Annotated in this window: 21 protein-coding genes and 1 riboswitch; all 21 genes read right to left on the bottom strand. The window is 50.4% G+C overall.

Annotation, left to right across the window (positions count from 1 at the left end):
* Window positions 1–21: 21 nt before the first annotated feature.
* The gene (locus J0X21_RS02740; protein WP_206810329.1) at window positions 22–1,011 is read right to left on the bottom strand and encodes an electron transfer flavoprotein subunit alpha/FixB family protein; all 990 of its coding nucleotides are present in this window, start codon (window positions 1,009–1,011) and stop codon (window positions 22–24) included.
* Window positions 1,012–1,156: 145 nt separating this feature from the next.
* On the bottom strand, window positions 1,157–1,930 hold the full coding sequence (locus J0X21_RS02735; RefSeq protein WP_206810327.1) for an electron transfer flavoprotein subunit beta/FixA family protein: 774 nt from the start codon (window positions 1,928–1,930) through the stop codon (window positions 1,157–1,159).
* A 20-nt stretch (window positions 1,931–1,950) separates the two neighbouring features.
* Window positions 1,951–2,733, bottom strand: a complete 783-nt coding sequence (locus J0X21_RS02730; protein WP_206810325.1) for a short-chain-enoyl-CoA hydratase — start codon at window positions 2,731–2,733, stop codon at window positions 1,951–1,953.
* Between the two features lie 41 nt (window positions 2,734–2,774).
* A complete protein-coding gene (locus tag J0X21_RS02725; protein WP_206810324.1) occupies window positions 2,775–3,620 on the bottom strand; it encodes a 3-hydroxybutyryl-CoA dehydrogenase in 846 nt (281 codons plus the stop codon).
* A gap of 512 nt (window positions 3,621–4,132) precedes the next feature.
* Entirely contained in the window at window positions 4,133–5,245 is a 1,113-nt protein-coding gene (locus J0X21_RS02720) for a pyridoxal phosphate-dependent aminotransferase (protein WP_206810322.1), read from the bottom strand.
* Window positions 5,245–6,162: a GHMP family kinase ATP-binding protein gene (locus tag J0X21_RS02715; RefSeq protein WP_206810320.1), complete on the bottom strand. Its 918-nt coding sequence runs from the start codon at window positions 6,160–6,162 to the stop codon at window positions 5,245–5,247. Before J0X21_RS02715 ends, J0X21_RS02720 begins: the two co-directional genes overlap by 1 nt.
* Window positions 6,162–6,716, bottom strand: a complete 555-nt coding sequence (locus J0X21_RS02710; RefSeq protein ID WP_206810318.1) for a cob(I)yrinic acid a,c-diamide adenosyltransferase — start codon at window positions 6,714–6,716, stop codon at window positions 6,162–6,164. Before J0X21_RS02710 ends, J0X21_RS02715 begins: the two co-directional genes overlap by 1 nt.
* Entirely contained in the window at window positions 6,713–8,110 is a 1,398-nt protein-coding gene (locus J0X21_RS02705) for a cobyrinate a,c-diamide synthase (protein ID WP_206810316.1), read from the bottom strand. Before J0X21_RS02705 ends, J0X21_RS02710 begins: the two co-directional genes overlap by 4 nt.
* Before the next feature lies 1 nt (window position 8,111).
* Window positions 8,112–9,065 carry an adenosylcobinamide-phosphate synthase CbiB gene (cbiB, locus tag J0X21_RS02700; protein ID WP_236006041.1) on the bottom strand — a complete coding sequence of 318 codons (954 nt, stop codon included), beginning with the start codon at window positions 9,063–9,065 and terminating at the stop codon, window positions 8,112–8,114.
* Window positions 9,065–10,597, bottom strand: a complete 1,533-nt coding sequence (locus tag J0X21_RS02695; RefSeq protein WP_206810305.1) for a cobyric acid synthase — start codon at window positions 10,595–10,597, stop codon at window positions 9,065–9,067. Before J0X21_RS02695 ends, cbiB begins: the two co-directional genes overlap by 1 nt.
* A 74-nt stretch (window positions 10,598–10,671) precedes the next feature.
* Entirely contained in the window at window positions 10,672–11,304 is a 633-nt protein-coding gene (locus J0X21_RS02690) for a precorrin-8X methylmutase (RefSeq protein WP_206810304.1), read from the bottom strand.
* The gene (locus tag J0X21_RS02685) at window positions 11,301–11,669 is read right to left on the bottom strand and encodes a sirohydrochlorin chelatase (protein WP_206810302.1); all 369 of its coding nucleotides are present in this window, start codon (window positions 11,667–11,669) and stop codon (window positions 11,301–11,303) included. The genes J0X21_RS02690 and J0X21_RS02685 overlap by 4 nt, the downstream gene beginning before the upstream one ends.
* Window positions 11,645–12,424 (bottom strand): precorrin-6A reductase, encoded by a 780-nt coding sequence (gene cobK, locus J0X21_RS02680; RefSeq protein WP_206810300.1) that lies wholly within the window; start codon window positions 12,422–12,424, stop codon window positions 11,645–11,647. The genes J0X21_RS02685 and cobK overlap by 25 nt, the downstream gene beginning before the upstream one ends.
* Window positions 12,421–13,110: a precorrin-3B C(17)-methyltransferase gene (cobJ, locus tag J0X21_RS02675; protein WP_236006040.1), complete on the bottom strand. Its 690-nt coding sequence runs from the start codon at window positions 13,108–13,110 to the stop codon at window positions 12,421–12,423. Before cobJ ends, cobK begins: the two co-directional genes overlap by 4 nt.
* Window positions 13,111–13,136: 26 nt before the next feature.
* A complete protein-coding gene (locus J0X21_RS02670; RefSeq protein ID WP_206810288.1) occupies window positions 13,137–14,237 on the bottom strand; it encodes a cobalt-precorrin 5A hydrolase in 1,101 nt (366 codons plus the stop codon).
* On the bottom strand, window positions 14,234–15,001 hold the full coding sequence (gene cobM / locus J0X21_RS02665) for a precorrin-4 C(11)-methyltransferase (protein ID WP_206810286.1): 768 nt from the start codon (window positions 14,999–15,001) through the stop codon (window positions 14,234–14,236). Before cobM ends, J0X21_RS02670 begins: the two co-directional genes overlap by 4 nt.
* A complete protein-coding gene (gene cobI / locus J0X21_RS02660) occupies window positions 14,998–15,696 on the bottom strand; it encodes a precorrin-2 C(20)-methyltransferase (protein ID WP_206810284.1) in 699 nt (232 codons plus the stop codon). Before cobI ends, cobM begins: the two co-directional genes overlap by 4 nt.
* The gene (cbiE, locus tag J0X21_RS02655; protein WP_206810282.1) at window positions 15,689–16,900 is read right to left on the bottom strand and encodes a precorrin-6y C5,15-methyltransferase (decarboxylating) subunit CbiE; all 1,212 of its coding nucleotides are present in this window, start codon (window positions 16,898–16,900) and stop codon (window positions 15,689–15,691) included. The genes cobI and cbiE overlap by 8 nt, the downstream gene beginning before the upstream one ends.
* A gap of 95 nt (window positions 16,901–16,995) precedes the next feature.
* Window positions 16,996–17,174: riboswitch (cobalamin riboswitch) on the bottom strand.
* A gap of 113 nt (window positions 17,175–17,287) precedes the next feature.
* On the bottom strand, window positions 17,288–18,454 hold the full coding sequence (gene cbiD, locus J0X21_RS02650) for a cobalt-precorrin-5B (C(1))-methyltransferase CbiD (protein ID WP_206810280.1): 1,167 nt from the start codon (window positions 18,452–18,454) through the stop codon (window positions 17,288–17,290).
* A gap of 193 nt (window positions 18,455–18,647) precedes the next feature.
* Window positions 18,648–18,878 (bottom strand): hypothetical protein, encoded by a 231-nt coding sequence (locus J0X21_RS02645; RefSeq protein ID WP_328812111.1) that lies wholly within the window; start codon window positions 18,876–18,878, stop codon window positions 18,648–18,650.
* A 200-nt stretch (window positions 18,879–19,078) separates the two neighbouring features.
* Window positions 19,079–19,804 (bottom strand): IS1634 family transposase (locus J0X21_RS02640; protein ID WP_206810271.1); only part of this gene is annotated, 726 nt, incomplete at its 5' end.

The raw sequence follows: 19,804 nt of genomic DNA, 5'->3' as shown, positions 1-19,804 counted from the left end.
GGCGCTTCGCTCTCCTCGAACTTATTGATTAACAAGTTTCTTGAACTCTTCCTTCAACAGGGGAACGACTTCGAACAGGTCGCCGACAATACCGTAATCGGCTACGTTAAAGATATTCGCTTCCGGATCTTTATTGACCGCTACGATAAACTTGGAAGACCCCATTCCTGCCAGGTGCTGGATCGCACCGGAAATGCCACAGGCGATGTAGAGCGTGGGAGATACTGTTTTCCCGGTTTGTCCGACTTGGAATTTGTGTTCTCTCCAGCCGGAATCAACGGCGGCACGGGAAGCGCCAACCGCAGCCCCGATCACATCAGCCAGTTCTTCCAGAATCCCAAAATTCTCCGGTCCTTTCATGCCCCGGCCACCGGAAACGATAATATTGGCTTCGGTAAGTTCAGGCCGTTTGGACGCGGCAATCGCAACTTCCTTGACAATCGCTTTCAAATCAGCGGGATCAATTTGAGTGTCCGCTTTCACCACTTCAGCCTGACGACTGGAATCAGCCGCAGCCACCGGGAAGGTATTAGGACGAATGGAAGCCACAATCGGGCGTGCTTGGGATACGATATGGGCAAACGCTTTACCGGCATAAACCGGACGTTTGAAGGTTAAGAAGGAATTGGCGTCATATTCCATTCCGGTACAGTCAGAAGCCATCCCTACGCCTAAGCGCTGGGCTAACCGGGGGGCTAAATCTTTCCCCACAGCCGTATTTCCAATTAATACAGCTTGAGGCTCGTCCTTGCGGATTAATTGATTGAGGACGGAGGTATAAGCACCTGTGGTATATTCCGCTAATTTATCGTCCTCGACTAAAATAACTTTGTCTGCTCCGTAAGAGGCAACTTCTCCTCCTAACCCCTCAATATTTTGCCCGAGAATTACAGCGACCAAGTTTTCGCCCGCTTGATCAGCAATTAGACGCCCTTGGCTCAGCAATTCAAGAGAAACTTTACGAATTTGTCCATTGCGTTGTTCGATGATAATCCAGATTCCTTTGGCCATTTTTTCTACTCCCCCTTCAATTGACATGCTATTCTTAAGAGTGTGCAATTTCGGCAATAGTCTATCCTCAGGCGGTAGCGTTCCTTAGAAGTAGCACCTTCGGCGATACTGTCCACAGGACAGTATCGTACCGGAGACTATTGTCTTATAGTACTTTGGCTTCTTCGCGCAAGAGGCGAGCTAATTCCCGGGCAGCCTGGGCCGCATCCCCGTCTAATTTGCGTCCGGCTTGACGGGCAGCAGGTAAGCTGAATTTTTCCACTTTCATTTTAGCGGCAATCTCTGAACCCGACAGGCCAAGATCAGCTAAACTAAGGGTTTTTAATTCTTTCTTTTTCGCTTTCATAATTCCGGCAACCGAAGGATAGCGGGGTTCATTTAAGCCCTTTTGGGCAGTAAATACTGCGGGAAGAGTAAGAGCAATCACTTCCGTGCCGCCGTCGATTTCACGGGTAGCGGTCGCATTGGAACCGTCAATGTCAAGTTTTAAGACACTGCTTACGGATGGGATATTCAGTTTCTCTGCCAGGCGGACGGCAACTTGGCTGGAACCGTCATCAATGGCGATGCGGCCGGCTAAGACTACATCATAGGACAAGGATGACACGGCTGTAGCCAAGACTTCGGCAGCCGCCCATTCATCTGCTCCATCCAATGCCGGATCACTGACCAAAACAGCTTTGTCCGCTCCCATGGCCAGGGCGGTTCTCAATGCCTCAGCCGCCCGGCTGGAACCCATCGAAACCACGGTCACTTCTCCGCCAAATTTTTCTTTGAGTTTAATTCCTTCTTCAATAGCAAACTCATCATAGGGGTTAATAATTAAATTCACTCCATTGGAGTCGATTTTCCCAGAGCCGTCTAAAACGATCTTTGCTTCGGTATCAAAGGTCTGTTTGATGCATACAACGATATTCATGCTTTCCTTTCCTCCTTATCTTATTGTCCGCTGAAGTTTGCAGGTCTTTTTTCTACAAAAGCACTGCAGCCTTCTTTCTGGTCTTCACTGCTGAAAACGAGACCGAAAACTTCGGCTTCATAGGCCAAGCCACTGTCCAGATCGGTATTCGAACCTCTTTGAATCGCGCTCTTGGTCAATTGAACCGCGATCGGTGCCCGTTTGGCAATCTTTTGGGCTAAGGCCAAGGCCTCATCCATTAGAGTTTCTTTGGAATAGATATGGTTAATTAAGCCAATGCGATAGGCCTCTTGCGCGTCAATGATTTCCCCGGTAAAAAGGATTTCACTGGCCAGTCCGGAACCCACCAGACGCGGCAGACGCTGAGTGCCGCCAAAACCGGCGGTTAAGCCCAGGGTCACTTCCGGTTGACCGAATTTGGCGTTGTCGCTGGCAATTCGAATATCACAGGCCAGCGCTAATTCACAGCCTCCTCCGAGGGCAAACCCATTAATGGCTCCAATAACAGGCTGGGGCAGCAGTTCGGCTTTTCTGAAAGTCTCCTGGCCCAATTGACTGAAACGCCGTCCCTCCATTGGATTCATATCTTTCATTTGGGCAATGTCCGCTCCTGCCACAAAGGCTTTTTCCCCGCTCCCGGTTAATATGACAACCCTGATCGTAGGATCTTCTTTTACTTGATCGAAGGCGGCAGAGAGTTCGAGTAGAGTTTCTGAATTTAGCGCGTTCAAGGCTTTGGGTCTATTAATGGTGATAATGAAAATATCCGCTTTCCGTTCGACTAGAATATTACTAAATTCCATCCAATCCCCCCCTTCCCTGTATAAAAAATCAGCTTATGTTTTTATTTCTCATATACATAAAAACCTCGTCCGGTTTTGCGGCCAAGCCAGCCGGCTTTTACATATTTTCTGAGCAGAGGACATGGGCGGTATTTATCTCCCAGCCCTTCATGTAAAACATCCATAATAGCCAAGACCGTATCCAAACCGATCAAATCAGCGAGTGCCAACGGTCCCATGGGTTGATTCGTGCCCAGCTTCATGACATTGTCAATCGATTCGACACTGGCGATCCCTTCATATAAGGTATAGACCGCTTCATTAATCATTGGAATAAGAATGCGGTTGGCTACAAAACCAGGAGCATCATTGACTTCTACGGGAGTTTTACCCATACGGATACTGACTGTCTCGACTTCCTTATACACCTCGTCACTTGTAGCCAGGCCACGAATAACTTCCACCAGCTTCATCACCGGGACAGGGTTCATAAAATGCATCCCAATGACCTTCTCCGGGCGTTTCGTAACCGCTGCGATTTCGGTAATCGGCAGAGAAGAAGTGTTGGTCGCTAAGATGGTATGGGGAGGACAAATTACATCAAGCTGGGAAAAAATTTGCGCTTTGATCGCCATATTCTCAACAGCTGCTTCAACTACCAAATCAACGTTCGCTGCATCCTGAAGCGATGTTGACCGGGAAATACGGCTTAGGATAGCGTCTTTCTCAGCGCTGTCAAGTTTACCTTTGTCAACACTCCGGTTAAGGTTAGATTCGATAATGCTGATACCCCTAGCCACGAAATCATCTTTAATATCATTCAAAATGACTGCGTATCCGGCTTGGGCGGCGACTTGAGCAATCCCACTCCCCATCTGCCCAGCGCCAATGACCATAATGGTATTCAACTCTCTATTCCCTCCTTTTCCACATTTTCTGGTAAACTTTCCAGAAGTTTATTTTTTCACAACTCCAGATAAAGATTTACCTTTAGAAAATATTCGATAAATATTAGAGTACATCCTTCTATAGTTTAAGGCAATAAGTCGAATAAATGCTTTATGCATATCTGCATAAAAATTGCCTTAATGCATTATAGAGCATGTTCCCTGACTGTAAGTTTACATGGTTTCGTTGAAAGATTCAGCATATTTTATCCCAGTGGTAGATTATTTGCATCCAACGGTATAATTACGACGGTGAACGGTTGTTCTTCGAGGGCGAAACAACTTCGATTTTTATCGGTGCCGGTTTGCAAAATTGCATAGCAAGAATTGAAAATGTAGAGTTTCGTATATTTCTCCCTTCATTATTTAGCGAATCCATGCGGGCCATAAGAGTTTCTATGCGCGTATGCATAAATGCATAGACATGGCTCCTTTTTGTGAACGATGGCGTCTAAACTACATGTCTGAAGTGTTTACTCCGTTTTGTCGCTGCCGTAAAGCAGAGACAAAGCTTCGATTAGCGCTTTCATCTTCGGAATATCTTTGATCGCTATTCGGATAAACTCTCCGGTTAAGCCGTTAAAATTTGTACAATCTCGGACCAAGATGCCCTTTTTCCCCAGTTGTTGAACTAACAGAGAGGCCGGCCGGTCCAAGATTTTAATTAAGGCAAAGTTAACCGAGGAAGGTAAGAGCTCAAGATGGCGGAATCTATTCCGGGTAAATTCCGTATACAGGTATTCCTTAGCCTGAGCCAGTTTTTCCAGAGTATTTACCCGAAATTCCGGATCCTTTAGGGCACTCACTCCGGCCTTCTGGGCTAAGACGTTCACAGACCAAGGATCGCGATAATCTTTTAACAGAGAAACTAGATTTTCCTGCGCCATCAACACACCTAAGCGCAGTCCCGGAAGAGAGTAAAATTTCGTTAAAGAATAAAGTACGATTAAGTGAGAGTTCTCTTTAAGTTCAGTCCGTCCCGACCAGCAGATATCGTCAGAAACAAAATCCAGAAATGATTCGTCTAAGATCACTTTGCATCCGACTGTTCGGGCACTTTCTAAAATGATTAGAAAATGACGGTAGGAAAGGATACTCGCTGTCGGGTTATGGGGAGAACATAGAAAAAGCAGGTTACACCCTGTCAAATGATTGCGCCAGGCAGCTGCAAAAGCATTTCGTTCAGGTGGTGAAGCGAGCGAAGGCAAAGATCTCCACCCCTTTTCCCCTAAAGGGATCGTAATCACCTCAGCCTGGACAGCGCAGGCTGCCCGTTCATATTCACTGAATGCCGGAACCGGAATCGCAACTCTTCTCGGCTTTAAGGCATTAACCACGGTATAGATCAATTCCCCTGCTCCGTTGCCTACTAGAATTTGTTCCATCGGCACATCTAAGCGGCGGGCAAACATGGTCCGGAGCTCCTTGCTTTCAGGATCAGGATAATGCACAATCTCAGGAAGTGCCCGGGTTAAAGCGGACCACACCGAAGGAGGGGGGCCGAAAGGGTTGATATTGGCCGAAAGATCAATAAAATCTTCTCTGCCATAGATCTCCTGCGCCTGTCGCAAATTGCCCCCGTGCATCATCTCACCTCAATCCGTTGATAAAATGTAGGTTCATTCCAGTCTTCTACCCCTTGCACTCCCCCGTCCCGGGCCTGATAATAATGGACAGAGGCCGGTTGAAAGCGTTCTTCGGCATCCGGGATCAGGTGTTTCAGCGGCCGATCGCTTTCAAAAACACCGGCAAGCAAGGTGCCGCTATGGGCCGTGATCACTCCCAGCCCGCCGTTTAGGCGAACCCATTCCTTAAATTTCCCGAAATGCGGTTTTGGATTAATCTCAAGATTGCACAGGGCGCTAATCGTTCCCCCGAGGGCCAGCTTTTCCAAGTCGGCGTGCTCAACTCCGCTTCTTACCAGCCCGAGGGCTTTGCCGATATTATGTTCATACTTGCGGTAGTGTCCGGCTAAGTCGAAGCGCAAATTAAAGGAAATGGTATCCACCATTCCCCCCCAGTCAAGCGCCAGAAACTGTGCTGGTACCGACGGTCCCAGGACTTTATAATAGTTGCCCTGAACATGGTTGATTTCCGTAATTCCCGGAAACATGACACTGTCGCTGGGTTCGATCCGCAAAGCCAGATGGGCCAATTCGGCGGCGTCCGGGGTCTCTCCCAGGGCAAACAAAGTCGCTGCTACAGAAGCGGCAATATCGGCGGTAGAGCTGGCCATTCCTTTTCCAACCGGGAGTTGGGATAAAAAACGCAATTCCCCGCCCGTTGTCAGTCCCCGTTCAGCCAAAAACAAATCCAAAGCCCGGCTTGCTTTTGTCTTCGCTCTGGGAACAGTCCATCCCGGACGCTCGGGTTTAAGAGTGGCCTCAACCTCGGCATAGCGGTCGATGGGGCAGTCGATTAGAAAAGGCTGCCCATCCCGGGCACCTTGAACCCATTCCCCGCAAGTTCCCGGGCAGCGGGCTCTCCCTACGGCTGGCTTCATTAATACTCAATCCCCCTCCGGCTCTTAAGCCCTTCTTGAAAGGGATGTTTCCGCAGATTCAATTCCCACCAGTGATCAACCAAAGGCTGCAAGGATTCAGGCATTTTGCGTCCGGTTAAAATCCAGTCACAGCATCCTGTCGTTAAGAGCCCAGTTAATTCCGATAAGGATAAGAACTCATAGTTGAGTGCATGGCTGACTTCATCCAGAATGATCAGATCATATTCGTCTGACGCTAGCCTCTGTTTAAGCAAGGATACTGCCTGCTGCACCAAGGGGATTGCAATTCCGGGGTCACGATTTTGGCGAAAACAGTCTCCGCAGCCGCTGCAATGTTTTAAGCCGGTGCGAATCATTCCGGACCAGACGCAGCCTACTCCGAATTGAAGCACGGGAACACCTAAACGGGAACAACCGCTGAGTTCCCCCGCATAGGTGCTCCCTTTAAGAAACTGAATCATTAATACGTTTTTCCCCTGGCTTAAAGCAATCAATCCTTCTCCTAAAGCGGAGGTGGTTTTGCCTTTTCCATTACCGGTATAGACTGTAATCATGGTGAAACCCCGTTTGTTTGGTGCCAAAACTCAATAAGTTCAGGCTGTCCGGCAAAATTCAAGTGCAAATAGGAAGCAAAAATATTTTGATGGGCATACCCTTCCAAGCGCTCACTCTCTCCCTTTATGAGGCGATAAGCCGGTTTGGGTTCACTGTCAAAAGTTACTTTGGAATAATGAAATTCATGCCCTTGGACCAAAGTGCCTTCCTTGCCTAGAAAAGAGGGCTTGAGTAATTCTCCCCGGTGATAGCCGATCCCCTGCAAACGGGAAGTCATCTCGGAATGCATGGGGATAATCCCGACCACCGGGTAGGAATTTCCGTTAAAATCTGCAATCGATTGCCCAAGATACATGTACCCTCCGCATTCAGCATAGATGGGCTTGCCGCCGGCATGAAACCTGCGGATGGACTCAAGCATGGACTGGTTTTGGCTTAACTGCTCGAGAAACAACTCCGGAAATCCCCCGCCGAGCATGAGCCCATCGAGCTCCGGGGGCAAAGACCGGTCATGAAGCGGGCTGAACGGAATGAGTGTAAACCCCCGCCGCTGCATCAGTTCAAGGGCATCCCGGTAATAAAACAAAAATGCTTCATCCCAAGCGTACCCTAAACGGAATCGGCTTTTAAGCTGAGTGTCTTGTTCAAGGTTAGCGTCTACTTTAAGTTGTTCATTCAAATCTCTGTATTCGGATGTAGGCTGAAAGGCAGGCGCACTCTGCATAATTTCTATTAGCAGATCGATGTCGATATATTGGCGTATGCTTATAGCCAAATCTTCAATATATTCTTCCCTGGGCTTGTGCTCGCCAACCGGAACTAAGCCCAAATGTCGTTCCGGCAGCCGAAGATTGGTCTCAAGCGGCAGGCAGCCCAAGACCGGAAGGTCCAATTCCTTGATGGCTGTGCGTAAGATCTGTTCTTGCATCTTTGATTTAACCCGGTTAAATATCACTCCGGCAAGGTGAAGCCCCTGTTCAAAATTCTGGTAGCCGTAGACTAAAGCGGCGGCACTGCGAGCCATGGAGCTGCCGTCCGCGATCAGAATGACCGGAGCTTTCAGCTCCCGGGCGATATCGGCGGTACTGCCATAACCGGGCGTTCCGCTCATGCCGTCGAACATCCCCATCACACCCTCGATGACTGCCCAATTTTCTTTGGCACTGCGGGCAAAAACCTCTCTTAGATGAGAGGAGAGCAACCAGCGGTCGAGATTGCGGGATGGCCTGCCCGTAGCCAAAGTATGATAGGTTGGGTCAATATAGTCCGGCCCAACTTTATATCCCTGGACAGGAAACCCGTCTTGATGCAATACGGCCATGATGCCGGTGGCAATGGTGGTCTTGCCGGCTCCGCTATGCGTTCCGGCCAGAACAACGCGGGGTATGTGCATCTTAAATTCCTCCTAAGATCCAGGCCAGTGCTAAAATTGGGAAGAGTGCCAGCCATTCGCTTACTCGGACTAAGCTAAGGCACTCCTGAATCAGCTGCGGTTGCAGCAGGCGCACCGGCTCACCCATTTCGGCCCGGTGATGAAGTTGCCCATGATAAATATTGATTCCGCCCAGCTGAATCTTGAGCAAACCGGCGACCACACTTTCCGGATTTCCCCCATTGGGACTGGGATGGGAGCCGGAGTCGCGCCTCCAGATTTTGTATCCCTTTGTTACAGGCATCCGTAAAAGCGCCCCTGCCAAGAGGAGGATGGGAACGGAAAGCCTGGCAGGGATATAATTGGCTGCATCATCCATGCGCGCGGAAAACCGGCCAAAGTCCCGAAAGCGTTCATTCTTATATCCCACCATGGAATCAAGCGTACTTACCGCCTTAAAGGCTAAGGCCAACGGTGCTCCGCCGATGGCTGCATAAAAAAGCGGAGACAGGATCCCGTCCACAAAGTTTTCAGCCAGGGTTTCGACAGTACCGCGCACAATCTCGGCTGAGCGCAGTTTTGAGGTATCCCGGCTTACCAGCCAAGACAGGCGCAAGCGGGCCTTGGCCAGGTCACGCTCCAGAAGCGGCTGCAGCACCGAGCGCCCGGCCGCACGCAAAGACTTGGAAGCAATAGCGGTCGAGATCAGGTATACTTCCAGGATCACGGAGGCTGCCGGAGAGAGTAAGCCGATCAGCTTCAGCAAACCCCAGGTTAAGAAGAATGTAACCGAGGTTAACCCGATAGCCATTAAAGCTCCGTTCAATCTGCGCCTGGCAGGAGTGCCATCATTTAACCAATCCTCCAGCCAAGAGATGGCTTTACCCATCAGAATCACCGGGTGCGGAAGAGACGGCGGGTCTCCGATAAGCTGGTCTAAGATAAAGGCTGATAAAACTAGAGTCACGTGAGTCATCATTTCTGATCCAGCTTCATCATGGCGCGAATTTTAGCCAAGTCGACGTTTTGCCGTACTAAGTCCGCTAAGCGGTTAAAAGCCTGCTCCCGCAGCGCCGTTTGCGAGACAGATTGATGAACGCTCCGCTTTTGCCCGCGCCTTTCCCAGAGCCATTCCAGCAATGCCTGGCGCAGGGGGTCATTATCAAAGATCCCGTGAAGATAGGTGCCAAAAGCATTCTTGGCTTGCAAACCGTCAGGGTAGTTCCGATTCTCTGCATGCAGGCTGAAAAGAGGCTGGTTCTGAGAAGAAGCGACCGAACGGCCCATATGAATTTCATACCCGCATACTTCCGACCCGGAACAGCGGTTGAAGAAGGCTCCGTTTCCCACGACAATTCCTTGGGTTTGTACGGTATATTTCACAGGGGAAAACTCAGTTTCCAAAGGCAGGATCCCTAGTCCCGGGATTTCCTCTAGGTCTGACTCCGTGTGCTGCGGGTCACGGACCACCAGCCCCATCATCTGATATCCGCCGCAGATTCCGATGATGGGTTTTGAGTTGTGCCACCATTCCTGAAGCACCGGACCTAAGCCGCTTTGGTGCAAAAACTGGAGGTCGCCCAAGGTATTTTTGCTTCCGGGCAATATGATCAGATCCGGCTGCCCAAGCTCCGAAACTTTATTGACATATCTAACCGTGACATCTGCTTCATCTTTCAAGGCGTCAAAATCCGTAAAGTTCGAGATATAAGGTAAGCGAATGACCGCAATATCCAATTGACCGGCCGTGGATTCCTGGGTGCCGGACTCCATATCCAAGGCCACAGAATCCTCTTCCGGAATCCGGAAATCTGTGAAATACGGAACCACTCCCACTACCGGAATTCCGGTTTTATGTTCAAGGAAATCAAGGGCCGGCTGCAAGAGAGTTAAATCCCCGCGAAATTTATTAAGAATAATTCCCTTAACCAGCACTCTTTCCTCCGGCTCTAAGAGTTCCAGAGTCCCGACCACCGAGGCCAGGGCTCCGCCCCGGTCGATGTCCGCCGCCAGCAGCACGGGGGCTTCGATTTCGAGAGCTACGCGCATGTTCACAATATCATTTTGTTTTAAGTTCACTTCGGCGGGGCTGCCGGCGCCTTCTATGATCAGAATCTCATTTTCCTGCTGCAGACGGGCAAGGGAAGAGCGCACAACTGGCCAGGTCTTTTGCTGGTATTCCCCGTGATAGCGGAGGGCGGATAGGTTGCCCTGCGGCTTGCCCAGGATCACCACCTGAGAACTCGCCTGTCCGCTCGGCTTAAGTAAGACTGGGTTCATGAGCACGTCCGGCTCTCTCCCGGCAGCCTGGGCCTGCACCACCTGGGCCCGGCCCATCTCTCCTCCGGCCAGGGTCACAAAGGAATTTAAGGCCATATTCTGAGCCTTAAAGGGGCTTACCAGATAGCCCTCCTGGTAGAAAATGCGGCAGAAAGCCGCCGCCAGCACACTTTTACCCACACTGGACGATGTCCCCTGAATCATCAAGGACGCTGCTCGCTTTGTCATTCTTCCCCCATCTTTCTTTATACTGCCTGCGCTTTATACTGCGTACGGTATACCTGCTTGACTTGAGATCGATGCTAAGATATACGCCCGGACGCCATATAAATGAGTGCGTTCACGGTAGCTGCCGCCAAGGGGCTGCCCCCCCGGGTGCCGCGTACGGTAATGGACGGATACTCCTGCTGCTCCCACAACAGTTCCTTAGATTCTTTAGCCCCGACAAAACCAACCGGCATCCCCACGATTAAGGCTGGTCGCACCGTGGGATCCTGGGCCAGTTCTATAATTTCGACCAGGGCTGTGGGAGCATTCCCGATAGCAACGATCGACCCGCTTAAGGATTTTTGGTGGAGACGCAAGGCGGTCATGGTGCGGGTAAGCCCCCAGGCCTCAGCCTGGGCCGCAACCAGGGGATCATTGAGAAAGCATTCCGCTTTTCCCCCTAGAAGCTGCAGGTTCTTTTTCGCGACTCCGGAACGGACCATTTCCACGTCCGTAATGACCGGGGCTCCGGCGCGCAAGGCCTTGAGCCCGGAGGCAATGGCTTGAGGATGGATCAGGATATCCCCCTCGAGTGCCAGGTCGCCGGTCGTATGAATCAAGCGCTCCACCACTGGCAGTTCTTGTTCGGGCCAGGTTTGACGGAGCATCTTTCGAATATAGCGCATGCTCTCACTTTCAATCTGGCTGGGATTCGTGATAAAATTCATCCCCCGATAGCCTCCTTAATCCGGGAACTGGCTAACTGGGCAATCATATCATCTGCTCCCAGTTCTGAAGTAAAAATGATCTCGACTTCAGGGTGCTCGGCCCGGATGCCTTTGATTTCTTCATGAATGTCAATGCTTACGTGAATTCCCCGAAATAAAAACAAGGGCATAATGATAACCGTGCGCACGCCTTCCCGGATTTTTTCCAGGATGGCCGTGGTTAAACTGGGTTCGGCATGTCCCATAAACGCCGGGGTAACATCCCGCCCCAGCATGGCACTGACTTTGCGGGCAACCTGAAGCAATCCCAGGTTGGCTTCCTCGCGCCGGCTTCCATGTCCTAAGAGAATAATGGCGGTTGACATAGCTTTTCCTCCAACTTCTTGATGAATTCTAAGAGTTCAAGTCCTTCCCCCGTTCGTTCCGGACGTTTAAGCATGACCAGGGGGATTCCTGCCTCAAGGCAGGCTTCGATTTTTTCCCGGGTTCCCCCGCTTTTTCCGCTGTCCTTGGTTACCACTACATCTATTTGAAATTGCCTGATCAGAGCCAGGTTAAATTCTTTGGTAAAAGGGCCTTGGGCCGCAATAATTTGCCCCGGGGTTAACCCCAGAGATTCACAGCGTACCAGGACGGCGGAGGTTGGCAAGACCCTTACATACAAACGCTTATCTTTGAGGCACGGCATACTGACCCATTCCGGCAGAGCGTTGCTCCCAGTGGTGAGCAGAATTTTTTCCCCTGAAGCCGCGGCTATCCTGGACGCTTCTTCAATGTCCAGGGCCCACCGGATTAAAGGATTATCTTCAAATACCGTGCCGGGCCTTTCCCACCGGAAATAAGGCAGGTTCAATTCTGAGCCCAGGGAGCGGGCCAGTTTTTGGATGACCTGTGCATAGGGATGGGTCGCATCCACTATCGCCTGGATACTCTCATGCTTTAAGAACTGCCTTAGCGATTCTCGTTCAAACGCTCCGAAGCGCGCCTTAAGTCCTTGGGCTTGAGCCAGGTTTGCCCCGTATTCCGTTAAGGTCGAGAGCACCACCTCATGTCCGGTTTTGGCCAGTTCTTCCCCAATCGTCCGTCCATCCTGGGTTCCGGCAAGTACCAGAAATTTCATAGCTGATAACCCCTGGGGGTGACTAAGTAAGGCCCGATTTTTTTAGTCTGGGAATTTCCGATAATGACCGTGCACAGCATATCTATCGGTTTCAGCGTAAACTCGTCCAAGGTGCTGATCATCACGGAGGTTTCAGTTCCGCGCAGGGCTTCCCTGACAATTCCAACCGGGGTCTCAGGCCGGCGGTGTTCTAGGATAAGTTCTCTGACGGTCTCAATCTGGGAAGTCCGCCCGTGGCTTTTGGGATTGTACAGGGCGATCACAAAATCTCCCTCAGCCGCCAGCCGTACCCGGCGTTCGATCACTTCCCAGGGGGTCAGTAAATCACTGAGGCTGATGACCGCAAAGTCATGCATTAAAGGCGCCCCTAAAAGTGAGGCGGCGGCATTGGCTGCGGTAATCCCCGGGATTACCTCGACCTCAATATCCAAGCGTCCGGCTTGTTCCAGGCACTCGAGTAAAATCCCGGCCATGCCATAAATTCCGGCATCTCCGCTGCTGACCAGGGCAACGCTGCGACCGAGACCGGCTAAACGCACGACTTCCTGGCAGCGTTCAAGTTCCTGGCGCATGCCAGTGGCCACGATCTCCTGCTGGGTTAAAAACGGCCGGATCAGCTCGATATAGGTTTTATACCCGGCCACCGTGTCTACTTCCTGCCACACTTCAGCTACTCTGGCAGTCATGTGGGCCGAGTCTCCGGGTCCGAGGCCTACAATATAAATTCTTCCTGGCTGATGGCCAGGCTCACTCCGTTTAATTTGAGTTTGGGCAAAATTAACTTGCCCTTTCTGATTCCAAGCAGGCTCGTTGCTTCGCATACCCCATCCACTCCTATTTTCTTTCTGACAAAGTCGGACTTGCTTAACTGATACTTGTCATTTACTGCCTGAATTTCCGCCGGATTGAAGGTTTGAAAGGGAATTCCTAAGTCGGCGGCGGCTTGGATCAGCCCGCTTTCCTCAGCTTTTAAGTCAATACTGAATATCCCTTTGAGAGCCTCAGCGGGGGCTTTAATCCGGGCCAACGCCTGCCTGATTCCTTCATGAATCACAGCGGCTTCGCTATGGCGGCGGCACCCTATCCCCAAACTCAGGATCCGGGGAATAAGATAAACTTTTTCATCCGAATCGGACCTTGCTAAAGGAAAGGCGGTCAGGATCAAGTCAGCCTTTTCCCGTTCCGAAACAAAACGGTAACTCGGATCGGATGCCAGCGGATGCTTAGGGTCCAACCAGGGTTCAGACCACACGCTCAGGTGTTTTTGCTCCAGAAGCAAGCGGTTAAGCCGCGGCAGCTGCTTTAAGGGAGTGATAGTCCAGCCTAAACGCCGGGCATATTCGTCCGGAGCAACCAATCCTTGACCATCGGTGGCCGTCGTGATCACCGCAGTGGCTTCCAGCAGGCCGGCAATTTCCCGGGCCCAGGCGTTGGCGCCGCCCAGATGGCCGGATACGAGCGGGATGATGAACTTAGCATTCTCATCAACCACTAAGACGGCCGGGTCCACTGCCTTGCTTTGCAGCAGCGGACTCACTTGTCTGACCACAATGCCCGCCGCCATGACAAAGATTAAGATCGGGAATTGGGCCCAAATCCGGGGAACTAACTCGCGCAGCTGCTTAAATGAATGCTCTTTTTCTCCACAGTGTTCATGGTGGAAAATCTCGACTGTGTAAGCGGAGCTGGGCAAGTCCGAACTCGAATGGTAATGATTAGTATCTCGGTGTGGGTGCAGTAACTTTTTCTTAATGCGCTCAGCGGTGACCAGACCCTGAGCAGTTAAGGCAATAACGGCAATCTTAGAATTCACTGTTCCGGACTCCCCTGCCTGAATTCATGGGTGAATTGCGGGTCATAGAGTTTCGAACGGGCATACTCCGTATTCAGGAAATCTCCGACCAGGATTTGCGCGGTTTTGCGTATTCCCGCCGTCCGCACTTTGGCTACAATATTTGCTAACGTACCCATGATCACCTGTTCTTCCGGCCAGCTTGCTTTATAAACCACGGCAATCGGAGTGGTGGGCTCATAGCCTTGGAGCAGCTCCCGAACCACTTGCCCCATGTCCTGAACACTTAGGAAAATGGCCATGCTGGCCCGGTGCTGGGCCAGAGCGGAGAGATCTTCCTTGTCCGGGACCGGAGTCCGCCCTGCCATCCTGGTCAGGATCAAGGTTTGGCTCACATCCGGCAGCGTAAACTCGCGTTTGAGCGCAGCCGCAGCGGCAAAGACAGAGCTCACTCCCGGAATGACAGAGTAAGGAATACTGAGTTCAGCCAGGGCATCCATTTGCTCCTGGATCGCTCCGTAGACCGAGGGATCGCCCGTATGCAGGCGCACCACCGTTTCCCCTTGGACCACTCCTTCCCGCATCAGTTTAATGACGTCCTCAAGGGTCAGATTGGCGCTGTCATGGGCCGGGGTATTGGGACGGCAATGCTGCAAAAGGGCTGGGTTGACCAGGGAACCGGCATAAATAACGCGGTCTGCCCGCCCTAGAGCGCGCATCCCCTTGAGCGTGATGAGTTCAGGGTCCCCCGGTCCTGCTCCCACGAAAATTACTTCCCCCTTCATTGCTTTCCCCCCATCTTTACTAACAACAAACTCAAGTAATCAATTTTCCCGCTTGGATCTAAATCATCCAGGGTCCGAATATCCTCTCCGGTTTGCCCGATTCTGGTAAAGAGAACAGCTTTACGTTCGGAATCTTCCAGGGAGGCCTTAACTTCCGGCAACGTGCGCGAAACTTTTAAGATCACCAGATTCGGTAAATCCAGAAAACGTTCCAGGTTATCCGTTCCCGGGAGGATCAAAAGCGGTTCATCTCCGAGCGCAAGCGGTTCATGGATACGGGCTGCGGCAGCGGACATCGCACTAATCCCGGGCACTGTTTCAATTTGTTCCGGCGCAAGCTCTGGACGCAGAAACTGAAGCAGATGACTATAAGTGCTGTATAATGAGGGATCTCCGATAGTAATAAACGCGACCTTCAAGCCCTGGTTGAGGCGGGATAGCACCGCTTCGGCTCCTGCCCGCCATGCTTCCAGCAATACATCCTGATCTGAGGTCATGGGCATTTCTAATTCTAGAAGCTTCGTCTCGGCCCGGCAATGCTCACGGGCAATCTCCCAGGCCACACTCTCCCGATCCAGACGGGATTTGGGGATCGCTACTATATCCACCGACTGCAAAACTTCCACCGCTCTCAACGTTAAAAGTCTCGGATCTCCCGGTCCTACCCCAACTCCGTAAAATTTGCCCTTATTCATGTTCTGCTCCCTTCGTTGCGGAAATAATAAAGACCTGATTCAATGAATTCGCCATGTGCAGACCGGCTGCTTCCTGCCAGCGTACCACCTGCAAAGAGACCGCTTCAACCTCGTGATAGCCAAGTTCTTTTAAAAGTCCCAGCCCTGAGGCCGCATTCTCCAAAGTAACAGCAGTCATCACTAATCTGCCGCCGCTGGCCAAGGGGACGTGGGTGAGAATTTCCCGCAATTGCCCCTTGCTTCCTCCGATGATGCAGACCTGGACCGGAGGAACGCGGTTCAGGACGGCAGGCGCGCTTCCGGGAATCAAGCTGAGATTCGGAGTTTGAAAACGTTCCCGGTTTTTCCTGATTAAATCCTGGGCCTCGGGGTTTTGTTCCACCGCATAGACATGTCCGTGGGGAGCCAGCATGGCTGCTTCGATACTAATGCTTCCGGTTCCGGCACCGACGTCTAAAATATTATCGGAGGGAGCTATTCTGGCCTTCGCCAGGACTTGGACCCGCACTTCGGCTTTAGTCATAGGGACGCGCCCCCGGATAAACTCGTCATCTGCAATTCCCAGCCTCACCCGGCCTTCTCCGCTGTTTGCAGGAGGAAAGATAATCAGAATAGCATTGGAGAGCACCTGTTCCGACCGGGCCAAAACGCTTGCATCCGTAAGATCCCAGACTTCATCTTCATAAGCGAGAGCATTGCCGACGGCGATCTTTAAGTTAAGCCCTCTGCCTAATAAAACCTGGGCAACGCGCTGGGGGGAATTTTCTCCCCCGGTAAGCACCGCTAAGGGACTGGAAAAGAAACGGGGCAGTGTCTGGATGTCCCGTCCGTGGACACTGCAAAAGGAAGCGTCCTGCCAAGGCAAACCCGCTTTGGCAAAGGCCAGCTGCATGGAACTAATCCCCGGAAGCACGGTCATCTCTACTCCCGGAAATTCCCGCCTCAATCCGGAGAGGATACTGTAAAACCCCGGGTCGCCTGAAACTAAGACCCCAATGGAAAGTCTGTGAGACAGGAACTCTGAAATCAGCTGATATGTTTGCCCCAGATCTTTATTAAGGGTGTGCTTTTCCTGCTTAAACTCAGGAAATAGCTGGAGAAGCCGGTCGCTGCCTATTAGAACATCACACCCTAAAACCGTCTCTCTGACAGCAGGCGGGATCCATTCCGGCCGTCCCGGGCCGGTTCCAATCACATAAAGCATGGTTTTCTCCTTATCTCTTCTAAAATTGAAAAAAAATAAAAAGAGCCTAAACAGGCTCGCAATGGTCGAATGACACACCACCTATCACGCGTAGGCCTGTGGAATAACTTAAGGCAGGTCTCCTGGCTTCAGATCCTCGTTGTCCTCAGCCTTCCCAGCAAACGCCAGTGGCTTCTTGAGGAAACTCCCTGTTCACAGTGGCGGGACCGCGCCGGATTCACACCGGCTTCCCTATTACCCCTCTTGCTGAGGGACCTTAAGAAGAATATTTGGTTGAGTAGTCAGGAGTCAGTAGTCAGTAAGATTTTAGTATATTATTCGGTGTCAATAAAGAAATTCCTGCTATAAGCAAGCAATTACACCTCGTATTTTTCAAGCGATAGATAGTTAATCCCTAACGGGCCAAATCCAACCTTCATCCTGAATGAGCTGTTGGGCCTGCTCATCCCACCCTACAAATGTTCCGTCCAGAAGGGTCAAGACCGTTCCGATTTTAACTTTACGCTGGACATAGGCCTCTGCTCGGGCACTGGCCAATGCGGCCAACTTATGCACTAAATCTTCCTGATTAAGCTGCAGCAGTTCTTTTACGGCTCCTTCGAGAGTCGGTATATCGGCTAACTTGAGCAGGGTCGATTGCTCCATTCCCGCCAAGGCACAATGAGCGAGCAAAATTTCGGACCGGGCGTCCGCGACCCGGTTATGGGTATGAAAGATACCCCCGGCGACTTTAATCAGTTTGCCTACATGACCGAGCAACAGAATTTGTTTAATCCCCCGGTACACCGCTTCTTCCAGAATATAGCCGACAAAATTGCTCATCTGAATGACGGCTTCGGGTTGAACATGCATTTGCTCAACGGCTGTCCGGAAACCGTAATTCCCCGGAGTGAGCACCAGCGTTCGGTGTCCGTAAGCAACGGCCTGATCTAATTCCGGAAGAATCGAGGTTTTGAAGGCCTCTTCCGACATGGGCCTGACGATGCCGGTGGTACCCAGGATGGAGATTCCCCTCATAATCCCCAGGCGGGGATTGAGCGTACGCTCTGCTGCTTCTTCCCCTTGCGGGACCTCAATGACAACCTTTATTTCCTCTAGGGGAAAGACTTCACGCACCGCTTGTTCGATCATCCGGCGGGGTGTGGGATTGATCGCACTTGCTCCTACCGGTACCGCCAAGCCTTTTTTGGTCACGGTACCAACTCCGTGCCCACCCTCAATCAGAATTGAGCCTTGTTCGGATAAATAGTTCACACAAGCTTTAATTTCAAGACCGTTGGTGACATCTGGATCATCTCCGCCGTCCTTGATTACAGATGCCCATGCCCTTTGCTCATCTCCCTCGCACTGGCTCACTGGAATGGATAATCTACTTAAATTCGGCAAGGGAATATTCACCTGCGTGATCTTTTGATCTTCCACCCACTCATTGCCTAATATAAGATGACGAACCTGTTGAAGCTGCAGGCAGGCCGCTTTCGCGGCAGCGGCGGCAGAACTCCCGGTGGTATACCCTTCCCGCCATTGATGCCGGTCCTTTGCACTAGCGCTCATATTTAACCTTCCTATAACCTTGGATTTTCGACAATAGTTGACCTTATTCTTCATTGGCCTCCTTCCTTTTATTCTCCATTCCGAGGGAATAATCCTGCCATACGCGAAAACAAGGCAAAAAAAACCTCGGCTGGGCCGAGGTCTAGAGGAGTGAATATTTAAGGGTTTGTAGAGAGCGAAAGTAAATAATCAATTATTTAGCCATAACAGCTTGTTTGTTAGTTCCTTTGTTCAGCACATCTTTGCCTTTTTTAAACCGGAGGAAGCCATCGACTCCCAGAAGTTCGGCATAAGCCGCAAACTTTAACATAGCTAAGTTCGTCCAGATATAACCGAAATTGTTAAAGGATCCACCTGCAATAAATTGAACATTCATGAACATGGCAATTAATGCTGCCCAGAATACTCGAATACCGAAGATCATCGCGATGCCTACTACAAATTCGAAAATAACTACTAAAGTATCTGTTACTCCTGGCATTCCTAAGAAAATATTTTGGGCAACCCAAGCCCAGGCTTTGTTAATATCTCATCTTTGACAGTTAAGAACTATAAAAAGCTTGAAAGCCCTGTATTTGCAAGGTGTTCAAGCTTTTTTGTATTTTAACAAAGTGAGTAATTTTTTTATTTCTTAGCAGTGTTCAAAAATTTTTTCATCTGGGTTTTTTTAATAATCTCATAATCAGTTCGAAAGCCAAAAGTCTCATGCAGCGCATCTGTAAAATCGGTTCTCGTGTAGGTCGGTAAATATCCCTCGCCCTTAATCTCATAGAAATTCATTTCTCTTAATCCGTTAATGATTTCACTACACGTAAACTTATTTCCTAGCTTCTTTTCCAATAATCGATAAATGATCAGGGACATGAAGCAGGTAGTAAAATGTGCCTTAATTCTATCCTCGCGACTTAAGTATACCGGTCGGGCTTTAAACTCGCTTTTCATGATCCGGAAACATTCTTCAATCTCCCAGCGCCGCTGGTTAATTCGGATGATTTCCTGAGCACTACCTTCGAGGTTCGTACAAACCGCATAAAATCCGTCATAGGCTTCTTCGGCAATAATGGTTTCGTTATTTAAGGCGTAGAGTTCTTTGTCGGCTATTTCGCCATCAGACGTACAGCTGGTTTTCTTAATAAAGCGCTTATAGTCGTTCTGATTGCTTTTTGAAATTTTAGTCGGATTCGAATTAAGTAATTTCTGAGCACGTTCGATTTGTGAATTGCGAATTTGGCGTTGATAGTTTTTGTACTTGATGGAGTAAGTGACAATAAGTTTTTGTTCCAGGCCATTTTCTTTAATCCAGCGTTCTTTGAAAAAGCATTTATCTTTATAGGTTTCTTCGTCAAGCTG

It is taken from the genome of Paradesulfitobacterium ferrireducens (genome assembly GCF_017310645.1).
In the GTDB taxonomy this organism is placed as follows: domain Bacteria; phylum Bacillota; class Desulfitobacteriia; order Desulfitobacteriales; family Desulfitobacteriaceae; genus Paradesulfitobacterium; species Paradesulfitobacterium ferrireducens.
The sequence above is the reverse complement of the archived record's forward strand: the minus strand, read 5'-3'. Positions and strand labels throughout refer to the sequence as shown.

What these genes read in the sequence shown, in the direction of transcription:
- J0X21_RS02740 (WP_206810329.1), bottom strand. Translation starts at nt 1,011, where the DNA reads ATGGCCAAAGGAATCTGGATTATCATCGAACAACGCAATGGACAAATT.
- J0X21_RS02735 (WP_206810327.1), bottom strand. Translation starts at nt 1,930, where the DNA reads ATGAATATCGTTGTATGCATCAAACAGACCTTTGATACCGAAGCAAAG.
- J0X21_RS02730 (WP_206810325.1), bottom strand. Translation starts at nt 2,733, where the DNA reads ATGGAATTTAGTAATATTCTAGTCGAACGGAAAGCGGATATTTTCATT.
- J0X21_RS02720 (WP_206810322.1), bottom strand. Translation starts at nt 5,245, where the DNA reads ATGCACGGGGGCAATTTGCGACAGGCGCAGGAGATCTATGGCAGAGAA.
- J0X21_RS02715 (WP_206810320.1), bottom strand. Translation starts at nt 6,162, where the DNA reads ATGAAGCCAGCCGTAGGGAGAGCCCGCTGCCCGGGAACTTGCGGGGAA.
- J0X21_RS02710 (WP_206810318.1), bottom strand. Translation starts at nt 6,716, where the DNA reads ATGATTACAGTCTATACCGGTAATGGAAAAGGCAAAACCACCTCCGCT.
- J0X21_RS02705 (WP_206810316.1), bottom strand. Translation starts at nt 8,110, where the DNA reads ATGCACATACCCCGCGTTGTTCTGGCCGGAACGCATAGCGGAGCCGGC.
- cbiB (WP_236006041.1), bottom strand. Translation starts at nt 9,065, where the DNA reads ATGACTCACGTGACTCTAGTTTTATCAGCCTTTATCTTAGACCAGCTT.
- J0X21_RS02695 (WP_206810305.1), bottom strand. Translation starts at nt 10,597, where the DNA reads ATGACAAAGCGAGCAGCGTCCTTGATGATTCAGGGGACATCGTCCAGT.
- J0X21_RS02690 (WP_206810304.1), bottom strand. Translation starts at nt 11,304, where the DNA reads ATGAATTTTATCACGAATCCCAGCCAGATTGAAAGTGAGAGCATGCGC.
- J0X21_RS02685 (WP_206810302.1), bottom strand. Translation starts at nt 11,669, where the DNA reads ATGTCAACCGCCATTATTCTCTTAGGACATGGAAGCCGGCGCGAGGAA.
- cobK (WP_206810300.1), bottom strand. Translation starts at nt 12,424, where the DNA reads ATGAAATTTCTGGTACTTGCCGGAACCCAGGATGGACGGACGATTGGG.
- cobJ (WP_236006040.1), bottom strand. Translation starts at nt 13,110, where the DNA reads ATGACTGCCAGAGTAGCTGAAGTGTGGCAGGAAGTAGACACGGTGGCC.
- cobM (WP_206810286.1), bottom strand. Translation starts at nt 15,001, where the DNA reads ATGAAGGGGGAAGTAATTTTCGTGGGAGCAGGACCGGGGGACCCTGAA.
- cobI (WP_206810284.1), bottom strand. Translation starts at nt 15,696, where the DNA reads ATGAATAAGGGCAAATTTTACGGAGTTGGGGTAGGACCGGGAGATCCG.
- cbiE (WP_206810282.1), bottom strand. Translation starts at nt 16,900, where the DNA reads ATGCTTTATGTGATTGGAACCGGCCCGGGACGGCCGGAATGGATCCCG.
- cbiD (WP_206810280.1), bottom strand. Translation starts at nt 18,454, where the DNA reads ATGAGCGCTAGTGCAAAGGACCGGCATCAATGGCGGGAAGGGTATACC.
- J0X21_RS02645 (WP_328812111.1), bottom strand. Translation starts at nt 18,878, where the DNA reads ATGATCTTCGGTATTCGAGTATTCTGGGCAGCATTAATTGCCATGTTC.